The following is a 19,196-nucleotide window of genomic DNA, read 5'->3' as shown; positions in this document are numbered from 1 at the left end:
CCACGGGTGACAGACGTGGGCCAGCCCGGTCAGAGAGGCGACGGGTCGGGGAGAATTGACAGCCCTCCCCGCAGTCCGCAGTGGCACGCGGATGGAAACCGGAGCGCTCGGCGAAAAGCTTGGGACAGGCCTTCGGGCAGGCGTGACGCCTTGCCACTCACCCAACCAACCCAATTCGCCCGGCAAGTCCGGCGCGCCTGCCATCCCGTGGCGTTTTCCACGGACCACATGCCAAAACGCCGGAGGCAAGCCTCGCGGCGCTATTGGTGCTGGCGTCACGTCACCAGCCCCTTGTCTGGAACGAGATACGGAAGAAACGAGTTTGATGACAAACCTTTCCGGCCTGCCGTCCCGGACGCAGCGAAGCGAAGATCCGGGATCGGCACTCATCTCAATGCAGTGAAAAAGCATCTATCAATGGGGTCCCGGCACAAGGCCGGGACGGCGAACTCAGACAGAGGGCCGAGACCATGGAGCGAAAGCAAAAGCGGCACATAGAGGAGGAGAGGCTCATCCCCCCTCTGTCTCCTGGCGGAGACATCTCCCCCTCAAGGGGGGAGAGGGGAACAAGCGGGAACGGCATGGATCACCCCCCAAATCAGCTCGGGGTGAGGCTCAGCCGAACCCGGTGATGACGGTGAAATTCGGCCAAGGCGGTGCAACAGCCACAGGAGTCATCCCCGCCTTGCGCGGGGATCCATTCGTTCTAGGAATGCTTGGGGGGCTGCAAGACTTGCCTCATACGCCGTGCCTTTTCTGGAACTTCCGCTTCACAGAACCGGGCGTTGGATCCCCGCACAAGGTGGGGATGACGGGAGAGGAAGGGTAAACGTGGAGGAGGTGGACTGACGTTGGCCGCCCTGGAGGGGCCGCGCATTCTGCTTGCTGCAGTTCCGGACCCTCGGTTGCTCCATGTCCTGAGAGACCGGGTTCAGATCACACCTTTTCTTCCGCTCGCATTTCCGCTGCAAAGACCTTGATCTCGTCGCTCTTGCCCTTGACCCTGATCGGTTCGAGCGGGGCGAAGGAAAAGCCCGAGGCATCCTCGGTCTCGCGGTAGACCGCGTCGGAGATCATGGTCTGCTTGGGAGCTGCGGCCGAGCACAGGCGGGCAGACAGGTTTACGTGGTCGCCGAGCACCGTGTAGTCCATCCGGTCGGGGCTGCCCATGGCGCCGACGACCACATCGCCGACGTCGATGCCGATGCCGATGTCGAGCTGCCAGTCCGGGTTCTCGCGTGCGGAGACTTCCATGATCTCCTGGATCTCGGCGGCGCACTTGAGCGCATCGAGGCTCATCTCCGGACCCTGGAAGATCGCCATCAGCTGATCGCCGACGAACTTGTCGATGTCGCCGTTGTGACGGCTCACGGCCTCGCCCTGGTTGGCGAAATAGTGGTTGAGCACCTCGACCACCACCTCCGGCTCGCGGCTTTCGGAAAAGGCGGTGTAGCCGCGAATATCGGCGAAGAGAATGGCCACCCGTTTGCGCGATCCGCCGAGGCGCACGCCGTCCTTGTCCGAACCCTTGATCGCGTCGATGGTGCCGTGGGAAACGAACTTGGCCAGCTGGAAGCGCTCGTTGATCTGGACGATCATCTCGTTGATGCGCCCGGCCAGCTCCCCGATTTCGTCGCGGCTCTTCACACCCACGACCCGGGCCTGAAAGTTGCCTCGGCCGACCTCGATGGCCGCCTGCCCGATCTTCAGGATCGGCCGGGAAATACCGAGGGAGAACAGGCCCGCGCCCAGAACCGCGACCACAAGCCCGGCCCCGACCCAGATCGCCAGGTTTCGCAGCATCACGTCGATGGTGAAATACGCCGCCGCTTCGCTCTTCTCGACGATGACCGCCCAGTCGAACGGACGTGGGAAGGAGAACGCGCCAAGCATGACCTCGCCATCCGGCCGGGCGTAGGGCTTTACCGAGATGACGCTGGCCTGAAGCGCCTGCAGGCTGATTGCTTCTGCCACGATAGAACGGTCGGACAGGTTCCTGTCGCCATGGCCGAGTACCTCCGACCCGTCCGATGCCACGAGCGTGATCGTGCCGGTCCGCGCGAACGGATGAGTGCGCACGTGGTTCTTCAGGCGCGAAAGATCGATCCGGGCGGAAAGGCTGGCGGCCCGGCCGTTCAAGGGATGCTTGAGCGGCAGGATGACGGAGGCGAGCCAGACATCCGAGTTCTCGGGATGCTGGACCTGGCGGTCGAGGCTATGTTTTCCGGACAGATAGCTGGCGATGAGAGCGGGGTCCAGGCGAAGCGTTTCGCGAGGGTCGAGCCCGGCCTCGGCAAGCTGCGCGCTATATCCTTCGCGGGTGACGAGGAGGGGACGTTCGCTGCCTTCCACCGTGATCTGCAGGGCGACAATATCGGGCAGGTCTGCAATTCCGAGCGTGAGGACGGCGATCTTGGCGTCGATGCTCAGTGTTTCGTTGTCGACCGCGTTCGCGATCAGGGACAATGGCGCCAGCCAGGCGTCGCGGTAGAGATTGTCGATCTCGGCGCTGATCTCGCGCGCCGTGACCGTGAGCTGGTCGTTGGCGGAGCTCTTGAGTTCGTCCCGGGCAATGCGGATCAATGTCTCGCCCGCGATCAGCAGCGGCAGAACCGCGATCGCAACGGAGAACAGCAACAACTTCTTCCGCAGTGTCAGTTTCATGGACCCGCCCCCGGCGAAGGCTGCGCGGCTCCAAATGAAATGAATTGGCCCTTAAAATACGTCCCGCGCCCGTACCTTCACGGCCATCGTATCAGAACTCGAGCCACAGGAAAGGCCGGTGCCGTCGGAAACGGTAAGCCGGACCTCATAGTCGCCTGGTGCGCTGAAGGCGTGGGACACGCGTTCGCCGCGGCGCTGGCCGTCCGGTCCGAAATCCCAGACATGATCGAGGTCGGTGCCGTCCGGATCGTAGGAGCGCCATGCGCTGAAGATCTCCGCATCATTCGCGCCGCCGACGAACACCTGCCGGTCAGGCCCGGCATCGGCTGCCGGAGGCGCGTTGACGACGACCGTCAGCTTGTCCTCGCGCATGTTGCAGGACGCGCCTGAATTGTCTTTCACCTTGAGCGTGACCTCATAGGTGCCGGGACGGTCGAACGTGTGGTCGGCCGTTGCGCCGACGCCCGCCATGCCGTCGCCGAAGTCCCATTCATAGGATGAGATCGCTCCGTCCGGATCGCTGGAAGCGGTGGCATCAAAGCGCACGGGAACGCCCGGGCAAACCAGCTGGTTCGGACCGGCAACGGCAATCGGCGGCTGGTTGACCAGGACGACCTTGGAGGCCTCGCGCTGGCTGGAGGCGCGGCCCATGCCATCGTCCACGAGCACGGAAACATTGTAGCGACCGGGCGATACGAAACGCTTTTGAACCGTCTCGGCATCGGCCCGTGTTCCGTCGCCGAAGGACCAGGCAAAGCCGGTGATCGGCGCCTCAGGGCTGGTCGAGCGCGCTGCCGAAAGGGTCACTTCCTCGCCGACGCACACGGCATCCGGAGCATCCAGAACCGCGGCGACACCATCGTGTACGATGACCGTCAGCGTGTCCGTCGCGGTGGAGTTCGCAAGGCCCGCGGTATCGGTCACGGTCAGGCGCACCTCGTAGCGCCCGGGTTCGGAATAGCGATGACGTGTTATGACGCCACTGCGCTGTGTGCCGTCGCCAAGGTCCCAGTGATGGGAGGCAAGCGCGCCATCCGGATCGGAGGATGCCGAGCCGTTCAGGACAAACTCCTCGTTGACACCGACGATCACGTCCTCACCCGCTTGCGCAATCGGAGCAGCGTTGACGGTGATCACATGGTACGCCGTGATCTGACGGCATTCGTCGGACTGCGCGGTACTGTCGACCTCAAGTGCGACGCGGTAGGTGCCGGGCTCGCGGAAGACATGGGACTGCTCGGCCCCATCAGCGGAAGTGCCGTCGCCGAAGTCCCAGCGCCAGCCGGTGATCTCGCCGCCGTCGAGATAAGAACCTGAGCCATCGAAGCTGACCGCCACACCGTTGGGCGCGGCGCTCTCGGCCACGATCTTCGGCACCGGTGCGGCGGTCACCTCGACCGTCACTTCATCGGTGGCGCGGATATCGCACTGGCCGACCTGGTCGCCCTCGATGGTCAGCTGCGCCCTGTAGGTGCCGGGGCGGCGATAGATATGCTTCGGCTTGTCGCCACCCGACGAGCCGCCGTCGCCAAAGTCCCAGAGGTAGCGGTTGACCACGCCATCCGCGTCCCAGGACCTGGAGCCGTCGAAGAAGACTTCCGTGTTGGCACAGACCTTCAGGTCCGGCCCGGCGTCCGCCACCGGTGCCTGGTCTACGGTAACGGCAATACGGTCGCTGGCCGTGTTGTTGGCCAGCCCTGAGCTGTCGGTCACGCTCAGGGTCACCGGATAGGTGCCGCCGCGGCGATAGCTCTTGGTCGGGTTGACGATATCAGACGCGCTTCCGTCACCGAAATCCCAGGCGAATTTCAACACACCGCCATCCGGGTCGTAGGATTTGCTGCCGTCGAGCACGAGGATGTCGCCGGTACAGATCCGGGTGTTCTCGCCGGCAACGGCAACGGGCGCATTGTTGATGGTGACCGTTATCGCGTCCTGGTCCGTGCCATTTGAAAGACCGGTTCCGTCGCTGACGGTCAGGATCACGGGATAGGTGCCGCCGGCCGCAAAGGTATGGGCCACCTGCGCCCCGGTTGCCGTTGTGCCGTCGCCAAAATCCCAGACGTAGGTCAAGCCGTCGCCATCCGCATCCTGGGAAAGGGTGGCGTCAAAGAGAACGAGGCTGTCAGCCGTGACCACGTTGTCGCCCGCGTGGGCAACGGGTGTGTGATTGACGCTGATGGTCAGCTGGTCTTCCGCAAGACTGTTTTCTGCGCCGCTGTCGTCTGAAATCGTCAGTGTCGCGGCATAGATGCCGGGATCGTCGAGTGTCACCTCGACCTGTTGGCCGTAGAACGGCTCGTCGAGACCGGCAACGTCCCAGCGGAAATCTGTCACCGTGCCGTCGCTGTCAAAGGACCGCGAGGCATCCAGCGTGAAGCTCTGTCCGGGCGCGACACGAATATCGTCGCCTGCCCGGGCAACGGGCGATGCGTTGATGAAGACCTCGGCCTCGTCGTAGTCGATGGCCTTGGCGTGGCCGGTGTCGTCGGTGACCTTGAGGCGGACGAAATAGCGGCCCGGCTTCTCGAAGGTGTGGGCGACGATCATGCCGCTGCCAAGTGCTCCGTCCTTGAAGTCCCATTCGTAGGAGGCGATCTGGCCGTCCGGGTCGACGGAGCGGTTGCCCTGAAAGATCAGTTCCTCGCCCGGTGCGCCGATCAGGTCGCGCCCGGCGTCAGCGATCGGTGGCATGTTGACCCTGACGGTCATGGCATCGGAGGCGCTGCTGTTCTTCGTGCCCGAGGCATCGGTGACGGTCAGCCGCACATCATAGGTTCCAGGCCGTTCGTAGACGTGAACCGGGGCTTCGCCTTCGCCGGTGTTGCCGTCGCCGAAATCCCAGTGGTAGCTGGCGATCCGGTCGTCAGCATCGGTCGAACCGCTGGCGTCGAATTTCACGGCGCTCGCCGTCACGACCTGGTCTGCGCCCGCATCGGCGAGCGGAGCAGCGTTGACCCTTACAATCGCGGTGTCGGAGACAGTTGCAGTACCGGTGCCGGAATCGTCCTTGACCGTCAGACGTACTTCGTAGGTTCCAGGTTTCTCGTAGGCATAATCGGCGGCAACGCCTGTGGCCTGTGTGCCGTCGCCAAAATCCCATACGTGAGCGATGAGTTCGCCGTCAGGATCGGTTGAGCCGCTGCCGTCAAAGAGGATGACCTCGGCGAGCGCTACGCTTCGGTCGGGCCCGGCATCGGCAACCGGAGGGGCATTGACGAAAACGCTCAGGCGGTCGCTCGCCGTGCTGTTGGAAACGCCCGCGTCATCCGTCACGGTCAGGGTGACGTCGTAGCTGCCGGGCTGCGAGAAGGCGTGATCGACCTGTTCCCCGGAAACCTCCGTTCCGTCGCTGATCGACCAGTCGTGGGCAATCAGTTTGCCGTCGATGTCGTGACTGCGAGAACCATCGAACCGGAGGCGCGTGCCGACTTCGGTGCGCCGGTCGCTGCCTGCAACGGCGACAGGGGCCGCGTTGGCGCGCAGGGTCGTGGTGATGCTGGCGCTGTCACAGGGATGGCCAGAATTGTCCTTGATGCTCAACGTGGCCTGATAGTCGCCGGGGCGTTCGAACACCCGCTTTACCTTGGGTCCCTGCGTGCGGATACCGTCGTTGAAGGACCAGTCGAAGCGATGGATATCGGCGTTCTCGGTCGTCGATGCGGACCCGTCGAAGGTCACGCTTTCACCCGTTGCGACAATGCCGGGGACGTCAATGCGCGGCACCGGAGAGCGGCGGATCAGGACGTCGAGATCTTCGGTGCTGCCGTTGCCGATCTGCCCGGAGTTGTCGGTCACTTCAAGGCGTTCGGTAAAAGCACCCAGCGTCTCGTAGGGTTTGACGACCATCGGGCCGTTGAGAATGCTGCCGTCCGAAAACCGCCATAGGAACGACAGGGCATCGCCATCTGCATCGCTGGAATTCGATGCGTCGAAGGCGACAGAGCGGCAGCCGTCGAGAACGGTTGCCGTGGCCTCGATATCCGGCCGGCGGTTGGGGACCCAGTTGAACGGCGGCAGGTCAAGTGGCAGGAGATTCTGCGCCCGAACGGCGATGAAGAAGGTCGCGTCATTGGGCATTTCACCGCCGCCCGAAAGCGTTATGGCAGCAGGCTGTCCAAGTTCGTCCGGGGTCAGCTCGACCGTGTCTGTCCGCCAGTTGCCCTGGCCGGATGGTGTCAGCGGCAGGGTACGGAAGGTGGTTGTCAGCGAGACCTTGCCATGGGCCGCATCGAAGTTGTCGATCGACAGGCTCTGGGTCTCGGTTGGTGCGGTAAATCTGAGTTCCGTCAGGGTCTGACGGTTCGGGACGCGGATCGTCGGAGCGTATGAAAAGAGCTTTGCGCCATCGATATCGACCTGGCGCCGGTCGCCGCGGCTGATGGCAACTCCGTAGAGATTGCCGTCATTGCCGCTCGTTCCTTCCACAACGAGCCGGAAAATGCGCCTGCCATCGCGCTCCTCGCCCTGGTCGGGCGAGATCAGCGCGAGGTTGACCCAGCTGTTGTCGGTGGCCGTGTCGTCGGTGAAGACTTTCTCGGCGACCAGCACCCCGCCGGTTCGCTCTTCGTCCGAGACGCTCTTGCCGTCTTGCGGTTCACCGGCAAAGGCGCCGTCGCCGCCATATAGCGCGAAGCGGGTCATCGTGTCCGGACGGCCGTAGACAAGGTCATGATCGCCCGCGGCATCCGGGTCGAACAGTCGGACGTAGACCCGCTCGCTCAGGTCGCCGGGCAGCGAGATATAGATGATCTGGGCGTGTGTGGGATCGCCTTCATGGATCGGCGCTCTCGGGCCATATGTAACGAGAAGCGGTGCATCAATCGGCTGTCCGGGCCGGGCGCGAAGAATGGGGGCGTTGTCCGCCTGGGCCCATGCGGGCACGCCGGTACAAGCAGCGACGGCCGCCATAACCGGCAGCGTCATCAGCCGGGCGCGCAGCCCGGTTTTCGCTTTGACTCGATACATCCCCGCGACCATCCCAGTTACTTCAATTGCACCCGTGTTCTGTTGCCCGCATCATCCTCAAGTTCGATATCCTTCATGCGAAGTCCGCCTGTGTCGGCCGACGCAAGTGCCACCACACCCCTGTAACTTCTGCTCAATTTGTTGTAGCGCAAGAAACCGTTAACTTCTTCGCCGTTTGCAAACAGGGTAAACGGCGCAGCCTTGGCGAGACCGTTTGCATCGGTTGCCGTGACTTCAATATTCACGCGCCCGCCAGTGGCTTCCTTGACGCTGTGCGCCACATATTCCGGCGGCGTCTGGTCCAGCGTCACCGTCCAGCTCTTGACGCTGACATTCCCGGCCAGATCACGAGCCGACATTTCCAGCGTGTTCTCGCCGTCTGTCAGCGTTACGACCTCATCGAAACGCTCCTGGTTCAAGGGAATCTCGCGGCCGTTCAGGACGACGCTTGTTGCGCCGCTGACCTTGCCGCGCAGCGCCTGCCATTCAACAGAGGTCAGCCGGGGCAAGGGCGCATCGAGCTCGATCTCCGGCCCGCTCGTGTCCTGCGAGACCTGGAACGCATCCTGGCTCTCGAATCCGGATGGGCTGATGATCTTGAGGATGAAGCTTTCCTCGCCCGACGCCAGCGGCAAGGCGAAGGCGAATTTGCCTGAGGGGTTGGTCGTGGTTTCCGCGCGCTTTGCCCCTGTCTCGTCAAGGATTTCGAGACGGGCAGAGGCCTCTGTGCTGCCCGAAAGCGATATTTCCTTGCCTGCGGCAACGAAATGGCGGGCCGACAGGCGAGGAATGGCCTCACTGAACGTGACCGAAGCCGTCGCGTCGGGGGTATGAACGACCTCGCGCACCAACTCCGTCTTGTTCTGAGCCGCATCGGTCGAGACGATTTCAAGCCGGTTGGAGCCCGGGACAAGTGTTAGAGTGTGCGTGTAAGCGCCATCTGCGCCGACGCTTGCCGGTGTGCCATTGACTGTAACGCTTGCTCCAGGTTCCGTCTCTCCTCTGACGTCCACGGTCGCCTCACGGTAGATCCTGTCGGAGAGCGGCGTTTCCATTCGCAGGAACGGCGGCGCCGTATCGATGCGCATGACGAAGCGGTGGGGCAGGCTGCGTGGTCCCGGCAGACCGAACTGATCGAGTGCGGCAATGCGCCAGTAATAGGTGCCGATATTCAACCCATCGAGGGTAAAACTGGTGCCGGTGAGGCCGGTCGCGCTGTCGACCATCTGGTTGAAGTTCGGGTCCGCGGCGACCTCCAGCCAATAGCCCGCAGCCTCGTCAACCGCTTGCCAGGAGACCTCTGCACGAGCGTTGAAGACCAGTCCGTCATCAGGGGGAAAGACAAGCACAGGCGTCTCCAGAAGCCCGACCTTCGAGCGTGGCGCTTCGCCGGCACGTATCACCACGCCCTCGTTGCGGCCCAGCGAGACCTGGTCTCCCTGTGCGTTGATGTCGACGCGCGCATCGTCATAGTTGGTGAACTTCGCACCGCTGACGTCCTGCCGGACCCAGAAGTCGCCGGAATCGATCTTGGCGTTCACGTCCGGAACGTCGACCTCAAGGCTCTTGCGGTTGGAATTGCCGCCCAGAAGGGCGTAGAAATCCCCTTCCACGAGGCTGACCTTGGCGTCTTCACGCTTCTTCAGCGGGTCTACCCGCATGCGCTGGATGACCGCATGGGAGTTGGCGTTGAGACGCAGTCGGCCGGAATCCCGGAAGGTGATCTGTGCCGTTGACCGGGACAGGGTGCGGATCTTTTCTTCTTCGACAAGAACCGCGTTCAGTTCCCGGTCGTCCCAGCCAAGGTCTTCCGGCCGTTGGCCCTCGACCCAGCCTTGCCGGTCGCTGAGACGGGCTTCGGCTGCCTTGTCGCGGTTCTGTTCGGCAAGGTCAAAGGCCTTGCCGGCAGCGGTATCGGCATCGACCGCGAGTGCCAGGGTTTGTCCCCATTGCCGGGCCTTTTCCGCATCCAGGGCGCGGTCATGCAGGGAAATGGCTTGTGAAATGACGTCATAGGCGAAGACCTGCGCGCCGACCGCATTGGCCTCCTGGATCCGGTTCAGGGAAGAGGCGAGCGCAGAGCGTGCGGCCGAGACTTCGTCGGTCGGGACAGTCAATATCTTGCCCGGACCAAGGTCGGTCAGCTTCTCAAGGCCGCTTGCCTTCAGGATAGCCGGCCACAGGTCAGGGTCGCCAAGATAGGTTTGCGCGATCTTGCGCAGATCCGTGCCTGGTTCGTAGGGGATCGAGATGGAGGCGAGGGCAGATGTCGATGGGGTAATGGAAGTCAGAATGAAAACAAAAACATAGGCGCATGCGTTCTTTGGCAAGGAGCGCATGATTCTGGTAATACGGCTATGATCACTCTTCTCATATCCCATGGGCGACCGAATTATCGCGATTTATCCCGATGTCATGATAGCAGAGGACGTGCCGTGGCGGCACGGTCCTGACCCGCAAAATTAGGATTTGGTTAACCTTTGCCCGCAGACCCTGGCGTTTCTATCGTGATCCGAAGGTGAACCAGGTCGCTCCAACACTTTCCGCAAGGCACATGACAGACCTCTCAGATCCCTTTCGTCACCACCCTCAGCTTCGCGACAGGATCATTGATCCAGAGACTTCCCGCTTCCGCAATCTGGACCTGAGCGACATGGACAGGCAGATGCAGGCCATGGGCCTGCCGGAGGATTGGCGCCGGAGTGACGAGAACCGGGACCAATCGCGGCGGGAAACCCTGAAGGATCGCTGGGGGCAGGATATCTGGATCTTCGGCTACGGATCGCTGATGTGGGACCCGGCCTTCCGGTTCTCCGAGGTGCGCCGGGCAACGCTTGACGGATATCACCGCCGGTTCTGCCTCAAGTCAGAGGTTGGCAGGGGGACGCCGGAAACACCGGGACTGATGGCAGGCCTCGACCTTGGAGGAACCTGCAATGGCCTTGTCTTCAGGGTCGATGCGGAGCGGCTGGAAGAGGAAAGCCACTACATCTGGCGGCGGGAAATGCTCTTGCGCTCCTACGCTCCCGAGTTTCTGGAGATGGAAACGGAATTGGGGCCGGTCGAAGCAATGGCATTTGTCGTCAACCGCGAGAACCCGCTGCTCCTTGCACCCATGAGCCTTGAAGAAACGGCCCGCCTTATTGCCCGGGCAGAAGGCTATCTAGGGCCGAATATCGACTACCTGGAAAAGCTCGCAGACGCTTTCGAGCTGCTTGAGCTTGAGGATGATGAGCTTTTCCGGCTCAGGGATCTGGCCAGATCATACCGGTCGGAAAAAGTCTGATCCGAAATGCAAAAGCCCCGGACCGTCAGGTCCGGGGCTTTCGATCGTTCCATGTCAGGCGCGATCAGACGTCGCCGGACAGCGCCTTGTCGAAGATTTCCAGCGCGCCTTCCTTGGTCAGCTCGACCGGGTTGCCGCCTGCGGTCGGATCGACAACAGCCATGTCGGCAATCAGCTCGCGCTTTTCAGCGTCGACGAACAGACCGGCGAGGGTGTGCGGCACATCGAGATCGGCGCGCAGCTTCAGGATCGTGTCGAGAATGCCCTGGTAGCCGCCCTCGATGCCAAGGAACCCGGCGAGGCGGTTGAACTTCTCTTCGATGGCCGATTTGTTGAACTGCAGCACGTAGGGCATGAACACCGCGTTGGTCATGCCGTGGTGCGTGTCATAGAGCGCGCCGACCGGGTGGGACAGGGAGTGGATGGCTCCGAGCCCCTTCTGGAAGGCAACAGCGCCCATTGCGGCGGCGCTCATCAGATGGCCGCGGGCCACCAGATCGTTGCCGTCGGCGGCGACCTTCGGCAGGTTCTCCAGAACCAGGCGAATGCCTTCCACGGCGATGCCTTCTGACATCGGGTGATAGAACGGCGAGGAATAGGCTTCGAGGCAGTGGGCGAGGGCGTCCATGCCCGTGCCGATGGTGATCATGCGCGGCATGCCGGCCGTCAGCTCCGGATCGCAGATCACGACTGCCGGAAGCATCTTCGGATGGAAGATCACCTTCTTGGTGTGGGTTTCGGAGTTGGTGACAACGCCTGCGCGGCCAACTTCCGAGCCGGTGCCCGCCGTGGTCGGAACGGCGACGATCGGTGCAATGCCGTTGACGTCGGCGCGGGTCCACCAGTCGCCGATATCCTCGAAGTCCCAGATCGGACGGGACTGGCCCGACATGAAGGCGATCAGCTTGCCGGCATCGAGGCCCGAGCCGCCGCCGAAGGCGATGACACCGTCATGGCCACCTGCCTTGTAGGCCGCGACACCTGCCTCGATGTTCTTGTCGATCGGGTTCGGCTTGACCTCGGAAAAGACCGCGGCGTTCAGGCCTGCTGCCTTCAGGTCGGCAATGGCATCGGCCACCATCGGCAGGCCGGCGAGACCCGGATCGGTGACCAGCAGCGGATTGGACATGCCTGCGGCCTTGACCGCTTCGGGCAGTTCCTTGATCCGGCCGACGCCGAAACGGACGGAAGTCGGATAGGACCAGTTGACGTTGGGAAGTGCGCTCATGGGAATTCTCTGAAGGAGCAAGAGGGAAGTCACGTGACCCGAACTGCCCCTCTGCCGGCCAGAACCGGAAGAGGGGCATCAGATCAATGTTCCAGCCGGAAGTGATAGGCCTTCGGACGGGTCAGGTTGTGGAAGCCGATTTCGGACATGGCAGCACCCTTGCCCGTATCCTTCACCCCGGTCCAGACGAGGCCCGGATCGACATAGTCGCAGCGGTTCATGAAGACGAGGCCGGTCTCGATCTTGTCGCCGATCTCGGCAGCTGCATCGGCATCCTCGGTCCAGATCGAGGCGGTCAGGCCGTAGGGGCTGTCGTTCATGAACTGAAGCGCCTCGGCATCGTCCTTGACCTTCATGATCCCGACGACCGGCCCGAAGCTTTCTTCGCGCATCACCGACATCTGGTGATCGACATTGGTCAGGACCTGAGGAGCAAGGTAAGGCGTACCTTCCTTGTCCATGTCGAACTTGGAGGTATCGATCAGGGCCTTGGCGCCCTTGCGCAGCGCTTCGCTGGTCTGCTCGCGCACCCATGCGGCAAAGCGGGCCTGGGCCATCGGGCCGAGAGTGGTCGCCTCATCCAAAGGGTTGCCGAGCTTGTACTGGCTCGTCAGGTCGACAAAGCCGTCGACGAACGCGTCGTATTTGCTTTCATGCACGTAGATGCGCTCGATGCCGCAGCAGCACTGGCCGGCATTGTAGAAGGCGCCGTCCACCAGGTTGCCGATGGCGTATTCGAGATCTGCGTCCTCGCGCACATAAGCGGGATCCTTGCCGCCCAGTTCCAGGCCAAGCGTCGCGAAGGTTCCCGCAAGCGCCTTCTCGATGGCGCGGCCACCTGCCACGGAACCCGTGAAGTTGACGTGGTTGATCACGCCGGAGCCAAGCAGCTTCTCGGTGCCCTGGTGCGTGAGGACGATGTTCTGGAAGACGTTCTTCGGCAGGCCGGCCATTTCGAAGGCCTTGGCGAGGCGTTCGCCGACGAGAAGCGTCTGCGCGGCGTGCTTGAGGATCACCACGTTGCCGGACATCAGGGCCGGCATGATCGTGTTGATCGCGGTCATGAACGGATAGTTCCACGGCGCGATGACCATGACGATGCCGAGCGGAACCCGCTTCAGGTAACGCTTGAAACCCGGGCGGTCGTTGCGTTCGATGTCCTTCAGGGCGTCGGCGGCGATGCCGCCCATGTAGCGCGTACGTTCATCGACACCGCCGTATTCGCCGCCGAAGCGGACCGGGCGGCCCATCTGCCATGCAAGCTCGGGAACGATCTCGTCGTTCATGGACTTGAGAGCGTCGATCGCCTTCAGGCAGTAGCCGACGCGCTCATCGAGCGGCACGTTCGCCCAGTCAGCCTGAGCCGTCCGGGCTGCGGAAACCACTTTGGCAACGGCTGCGTCATTAAGCGCAGGGCGTTCCGCATAGACCGAACCGTCAACGGGAGAGACGAGCTTGATCGTTTCAGACATGGTGCACCTCTAAAGGCCGCGAAACTGCAATAGCGCGGCTTTGGTCAATTCATTGGTGTTCGGCCGTCTTTCCGGCCTGTCTATCTCGTCCGGGGGCGGGGTCAGGCCCGCTCGAAGCCCCGGGCAATTTCGTAATCGGTGACGACGCGGTCGAACTCCTCGATCTCCCAGTCGGCCGCACGCACGTAGTGATCTACGACCGCATCGGAGAAAGCCTCGCGCAGCATCGCCGACCCTTTCAGCACCTGACGAGCATCCAGCAGCGTCGCGGGGATCTCGCCCACTTTGCCTGCCTCATATACATCGCCATTGGTCGGCGGAGCCAGCTCGAGTTTTTCCTCGATACCCTTGAGGCCTGCGGCAATTTGGGCTGCCAGCGCCAGATAGGGGTTGAGGTCCGAACCGCCGATCCGGCATTCGACGCGCAGCGCCTTGGTACCTTCGCCGCACAGGCGGAAACCGGCCGTCCGGTTGTCGATCGACCACACGGTCTTGGTCGGCGCGAAAGAGCCCTTCTGGAACCGCTTGTAGCTGTTGATATAGGGCGCCAGGAAGTAGGTGTACTCCGGCGCGTATTTGATCAGGCCAGCCATGTAATGCTTCATGGTGTCGGACATGCCGAGCTCGGCACCGTCCTCACAGAAGGCATTCCTGCCATCTTCCGTCCAGAGCGACTGGTGGATGTGGGACGAGCTGCCGACACGGTCCTTGTGCCATTTGGCGAGGAAGCTGGCCGAACGGCCTTTCGACCAGGCGATTTCCTTCACGGCGTGCTTGGAGATTGCATGATAGTCGGCGCAGTTCAGGGCCGGGGCGTACTTGATGTTCAGCTCTTCCTGTCCGGCCTCTGCCTCGCCCTTCGTGTTCTCGACCGGAATACCGGCATTGAAGAGGTGGTTGCGGATCGGCCGCATCACGTCCTCTTCCTTGGTGGTCTGGAGGATGTGATAATCCTCGTTGTAGCCGGAGATGGGCTCAAGATCGCGATAGCCGGTCTTGCGCATTTCTTCGAAGCTTTTCTCGAACAGGAAGAACTCCAGTTCGGTCGCCATCATCGGCGTCAGGCCCTTTTCGGCAAGACGGGCGATCTGTTTCTTCAGCATTGCGCGCGGCGAATGCGGCACGTCCGCGTGGGTATGATGATCCTGGACATCGCACAGCACCATTGCGGTGCCTTCCAGCCACGGGACGAAGCGCAGGGTCGAAAGATCCGGCTTCATGACATAGTCGCCGTACCCTGCCTGCCAGCTCGTCGAGGCATAGCCCTCGACCGTGTACATTTCCAGGTCGGTTGCCAGCAGGTAGTTGCAGCAATGAGTCTCTTCCCAGGCGCTGTCGATGAAGTGCTGGGCATGGAACCGTTTGCCCATGAGGCGTCCCTGCATGTCGACGATACAGACCAGAACGGTGTCAATTTCACCGCTCGATACGGCCGCCTTGAGTGCATCGAAAGTCAGATTGCCAGACATTTGGGTTCAGTTCCGTTTGAGAGCTTTATCTGTTCAAGGAAACCGGTCCGGGGAGGCCCCGAACCGGCATGTTGGTTTTTTGAGATGGCTTAGCCGTAGCGATAGGGCCGGCCGGCCTTCTGCATGTCGGCGTTGTACTTCTTGAAGATCTCGACGACCTTGGCCTTGGTTTCGGACTCGGCCGCGATCTCATCCCAGAACTTCACGGCAGCTTCCTCGACGGTCGCCCATTCCGCATCCGGAATCGTGGTCAGTTCCATCTTGGTGCCGTTGACGCGCAGGGACGCTTCGCCGCCCCAGTACCACCACTGGCGATAGTAGTGCGAGCTGTCCATTGCCAGCTGCAGCAGGGTCTTCAGGTGATCCGGAAGTTCGTTCCAGCGCTCCATGTTGGCGAAGAACGATCCGGCCCAGGCGCCCGAGATATTGTTGGTCAGGAAGTAGTTGGTCACGTCAGCCCAACCGACCGTGTAGTCCTCGGTGATGCCGGACCATGCGATGCCGTCGAGTTCGCCGGTCTGGACCGCGACTTCGATGTCTTCCCACGGCAGGGTGACCGGCACGACGCCGAACTGGCTCATGAAGCGGCCGGCGGTCGGGAAGGTGAAGACGCGCTTGCCCTGCAGATCGGCGAGCGAGCGGATCGGGTCCTTGGTGGCGAAGTGGCACGGATCCCAGGAGCCTGCGGAAATGTGCTTCACGCCGACCTTGGAGTATTCCGCGTCCCAGATCTCGTTCAGGCCGTACTGGTTGAACAGCACCGGCACGTCGAGGGAGTAGCGGGAGGCGAACGGGAAGTAGCCGCCGAACACGGTCACTTCGGTCGGAGACGCCATGGAGTCGTCGTCGGACTGGACCGCGTCGATGGTGCCCTGCTGCATGGCGCGGAACAGTTCACCGGTCGGGACCAGCTGGTCGGCGGTGTAGAGTTCGATCACCATTTCGCCGTTTGCAGCCTTGTTGAAGGCATCGATAGCCGGCTTGATGACATGCTCGGCAAGTGCCGGACCTGCATAGGTCTGCAGGCGCCACTTGATTGGCGCCTGGCCGTGAACGGCGGGGGCGGCAAGGGTTGCGGCGCCAGCGGCAGCGACGGTGCCCGCACCGGCCTTCTTCAGAAAATCACGTCTATTGGTCATGTCGAGATACTCCCCTTCAGAGTGATGATATCGAAGGTGCCCCGTGCCTTTTGGCGATTGTTTTCAGGGAACCAAATTACTGGTCGTCTGTCTGCCGTCTTGTTGTCCTTTTGATGATCTCCCGTCGACGGTCAGCGTCCGTACACATGATCCGGCAGCCACAGGGCGATCTGCGGGAACGCCATGATGATTGCCAGGGCAAGAACCATCACGGCCACGAAGGGCGTGATGGAAGCGTAGATGTCGCGCATGGTGATTTCCTTCGGCGCCATGGCCCGCATCAGGAACAGATTGTACCCGAAGGGTGGCGTCATATAGGCGATCTGGGTCGTGATCGTGTAGAGCACACCATACCAGATCAGAACCTCGTTGCGCGGCATTCCGAGGTCAAGTGTTCCCACCAGCGGCACGTAGAGCGGTGCCACGATGACCAGCATGGCCGTGTCATCGAGGAAGGTTCCCATGACGAGGAACGAGATCTGCATCAGGATCAGGATCATCCATGGGCTCAGGCCGAGCTGCTCGGTGAAGAGGTTCTCGATTGCCTTGACCGCACCCAGGCCGTCGAACACGGCGCCGAAGCCGAGGGCGGCGAGGATGATCCACATGAACATGCACGAGATGCCGAGCGTGTTCTTCACGCAGCTTGTCAGGATGTCGAGGGTCAGCCGGCGCTTCACGACAGAGGCGAGAAGGGCTGTCAGCGCGCCGATGGCGGAGCTTTCGACGAGGCTGGTCCAGCCGTTCACGAAGGGCACCATCATGGTCGCGAAGATGACGACCGGGAGGAGCCCTGCGAGCAGAAGGCGGTACTTTTCCTTCTTCGAGACATCTCGTTCCTCAGCGCTCAGCGGCGGGCCGAGATCGGGCTGAAGCTTGCAGCGAATGGCGATGTAGATGACAAACATCCCCGCCATCATCAGCCCCGGAATGACACCGGCGAGCCAGAGCTGTCCGACCGGTGCGCGGGCAATCATGGCATAGAGCACCAGCACCACGGAGGGTGGCACCAGGATTCCAAGCGAGGACCCGGCCTGGATGACGCCGGTGACCATGCGCTTGTCGTAGCCGCGCTTCAGAAGTTCGGGCAGGGCGATGGTCGCGCCGATGGCCATGCCGGCCACCGACAACCCGTTCATCGCGGAGATCAGGACCATCAGGAAGATCGTGCCGATGGCGAGGCCACCGGGCACCGGACCCATCCAGACGTGGAACATCTTGTAAAGGTCGTCGGCGATCTTGGTCTCCGACAGGATGTAGCCCATGAAGATGAACATCGGCAGGGTGAGCAGCGGGTACCACTTCATCAGCTTCATTGCCGCCGAGAAGGGAATGTCGCCACCGCCCGTACCCCAAAGGGCCAGGGCCGCGATTGCCGCAATGCCTCCGATAGCGCCGAAGACACGCTGACCGGTCAGCAGCATCAGCATCATCGATGAGAACATCAGGATGGCGATCAACTCATAGGACATCAGACCGTCTCTCCCTTGATGCGGGCGATATCCTTGATGAGTTCCGAGATGCATTGCAGCAGCATCAGGACAAATCCGAAAAGCATGATGAATTTGACCGGCCAGAGGAATGGCCGCCAGGCGGTCGGGCTGCGCTCGATGTAACCCATGACCTCGGTGGCCGCATCCGGACCGCCGGTCACGAAGGCAACGATCAGATCACGGTAGAACTCGAGGCTGTTCTTGCCGAAATAGCCGAGGGAATAGGCGGTCGAATTGAGCGCCCCGTAGATCAGGACGCCGATGTAGAAGATCAGCAACAGGACAGTGAAGGCGTCGAACCAGGCCTTCTTCTTGTGCGACCAGTCTGCATAGAAAAGGTCCATGCGCACGTTCGAGCCCATCTGGATCGAGTAGGGGCCGCCAAGAACATAGTAGGCGACCATCGCGAACTGCGCGACTTCGAGCGTCCACAGGGACGGGTTGAAGAAGGTCTTGGAGATCGAGGACCACAGCAGGATCGCTGCCAGGCCAAAAATGCCCCACATGATGATCCGTCCGAGGCCGCGGTTGAAACCGTCGACGATCTTCACGTAGGTGCAGGCAAGCTTACGCATTCGCGCCTCCTGCCTTTGCCAGGGCATCGGCAAGTATCGGTGCCAGCAACTCGGCCCAGGCAGTTTCGGACGCCGGATCGGCGATTTCGTCGTTGCGGACTTCGATCATCAAGGACTTCAGCCCACGCTGGCTGCCATGACGGTCGAGCGTGTAGTAGACGCCGTCCGCCGGAGAATAGGGCTCATTGTCGCCAACCTGATAGGAGGTCGTGGCGCTGAGGGCCGCGAGTGCCGGTGCCGCCAGCGAGGTGTCCTCGCCATAGATGAGACCGATTTCCCAGGGTCTGCGGACGCCCTTGTAGACCGGTGTGTAGCTGTGGATCGACACGACCGCTGTCGGGATGCCGGCGCTCAGCCGAGCATCGATGACCTTGTCGATGGCCGCGTGAAAGGGTGCGTGCGACAAGGCGATGCGGCGCTTGCGCTCCTGGTCGGAAAGATCGGCGTTTCCGGGAATATCGGTCAATTCACTGCGAGCCGGAATGAGGTCCGGGGCGTCGGCGACGCGGTTGCAGTCGATGATCAGGCGCGAAACGTTGGAGTGCACCAGCGGTGCGTCCAAAAGGCGGGACAGACCAATCGATACGCCCAGCGCACCGGGATCCCAGGCGATATGCGCCTTCAGATCATTGCTCGAAAGGCCCAGATCGCCATAGGGCGCAGGCATGAAATTGCTGGCATGGTCGCAAACCAGAACGAATGGTCCGCTTCCTGCCTCATTCACGATCGTGACCGGCGCAAAGCTGTCGTTCGCCGGTGTGCCGATTGTCATCAGCTGGTCCCCTTGCACGGTTACGCGATCGTTAACGTTTGTATTTTTTGTTACAGAATTGCGTCGTCGATCAAACCTTGTATGATTTGATACATTCCTGACCGGCAAGTCAAACACAAATCTCGGCCGT

At 61.9% G+C, this 19,196-nt stretch carries 11 protein-coding genes; 1 reads left to right on the top strand and 10 read right to left on the bottom strand.

Annotation, left to right across the window (positions count from 1 at the left end; translation table 11 throughout):
- Positions 1-936 precede the first annotated feature (936 nt).
- Genes ACN0SY_RS07085 through ACN0SY_RS07075 form a run of 3 tightly spaced genes read right to left on the bottom strand, consistent with a single transcriptional unit; the run spans position 937 to position 9,962 of the window.
- Complete coding sequence (locus ACN0SY_RS07085) at positions 937-2,664, bottom strand: adenylate/guanylate cyclase domain-containing protein (RefSeq protein WP_417685734.1); 1,728 nt, start codon at positions 2,662-2,664, stop codon at positions 937-939.
- A gap of 51 nt (positions 2,665-2,715) precedes the next feature.
- Positions 2,716-7,632 carry a PKD domain-containing protein gene (locus ACN0SY_RS07080; RefSeq protein ID WP_417685732.1) on the bottom strand — a complete coding sequence of 1,639 codons (4,917 nt, stop codon included), beginning with the start codon at positions 7,630-7,632 and terminating at the stop codon, positions 2,716-2,718.
- Positions 7,633-7,649: 17 nt separating this feature from the next.
- Positions 7,650-9,962: a FecR domain-containing protein gene (locus ACN0SY_RS07075; RefSeq protein WP_417685730.1), complete on the bottom strand. Its 2,313-nt coding sequence runs from the start codon at positions 9,960-9,962 to the stop codon at positions 7,650-7,652.
- 224 nt (positions 9,963-10,186) lie between these two features.
- Between ACN0SY_RS07075 and ACN0SY_RS07070 the strand changes: the two genes are divergently transcribed.
- The gene (locus tag ACN0SY_RS07070) at positions 10,187-10,918 is read left to right on the top strand and encodes a gamma-glutamylcyclotransferase (protein ID WP_417685728.1); all 732 of its coding nucleotides are present in this window, start codon (positions 10,187-10,189) and stop codon (positions 10,916-10,918) included.
- A gap of 64 nt (positions 10,919-10,982) precedes the next feature.
- On the opposite strand, the gene ACN0SY_RS07065 is transcribed toward ACN0SY_RS07070, so the two are convergent.
- The 7 genes from ACN0SY_RS07065 to ACN0SY_RS07035 form a co-directional block, all read right to left on the bottom strand.
- Positions 10,983-12,146: an iron-containing alcohol dehydrogenase gene (locus ACN0SY_RS07065; protein ID WP_417685726.1), complete on the bottom strand. Its 1,164-nt coding sequence runs from the start codon at positions 12,144-12,146 to the stop codon at positions 10,983-10,985.
- 83 nt (positions 12,147-12,229) lie between these two features.
- On the bottom strand, positions 12,230-13,618 hold the full coding sequence (locus ACN0SY_RS07060) for an aldehyde dehydrogenase family protein (protein ID WP_417685724.1): 1,389 nt from the start codon (positions 13,616-13,618) through the stop codon (positions 12,230-12,232).
- A gap of 101 nt (positions 13,619-13,719) precedes the next feature.
- Entirely contained in the window at positions 13,720-15,087 is a 1,368-nt protein-coding gene (locus tag ACN0SY_RS07055; protein ID WP_417685722.1) for a glutamine synthetase family protein, read from the bottom strand.
- 89 nt (positions 15,088-15,176) lie between these two features.
- A complete protein-coding gene (locus ACN0SY_RS07050; RefSeq protein ID WP_417685720.1) occupies positions 15,177-16,226 on the bottom strand; it encodes a TRAP transporter substrate-binding protein in 1,050 nt (349 codons plus the stop codon).
- Between the two features lie 131 nt (positions 16,227-16,357).
- Positions 16,358-17,698 carry a TRAP transporter large permease gene (locus tag ACN0SY_RS07045; RefSeq protein ID WP_417685718.1) on the bottom strand — a complete coding sequence of 447 codons (1,341 nt, stop codon included), beginning with the start codon at positions 17,696-17,698 and terminating at the stop codon, positions 16,358-16,360.
- The gene (locus tag ACN0SY_RS07040; protein WP_417685716.1) at positions 17,698-18,294 is read right to left on the bottom strand and encodes a TRAP transporter small permease subunit; all 597 of its coding nucleotides are present in this window, start codon (positions 18,292-18,294) and stop codon (positions 17,698-17,700) included. Before ACN0SY_RS07040 ends, ACN0SY_RS07045 begins: the two co-directional genes overlap by 1 nt.
- A complete protein-coding gene (locus tag ACN0SY_RS07035; RefSeq protein ID WP_417685715.1) occupies positions 18,287-19,066 on the bottom strand; it encodes an N-formylglutamate amidohydrolase in 780 nt (259 codons plus the stop codon). Before ACN0SY_RS07035 ends, ACN0SY_RS07040 begins: the two co-directional genes overlap by 8 nt.
- Positions 19,067-19,196 lie beyond the last annotated feature (130 nt).

This window comes from Roseibium sp. (genome assembly GCF_048261595.1).
In the GTDB taxonomy this organism is placed as follows: Bacteria; Pseudomonadota; Alphaproteobacteria; order Rhizobiales; family Stappiaceae; genus Roseibium.
The sequence above is the reverse complement of the archived record's forward strand: the minus strand, read 5'-3'. Positions and strand labels throughout refer to the sequence as shown.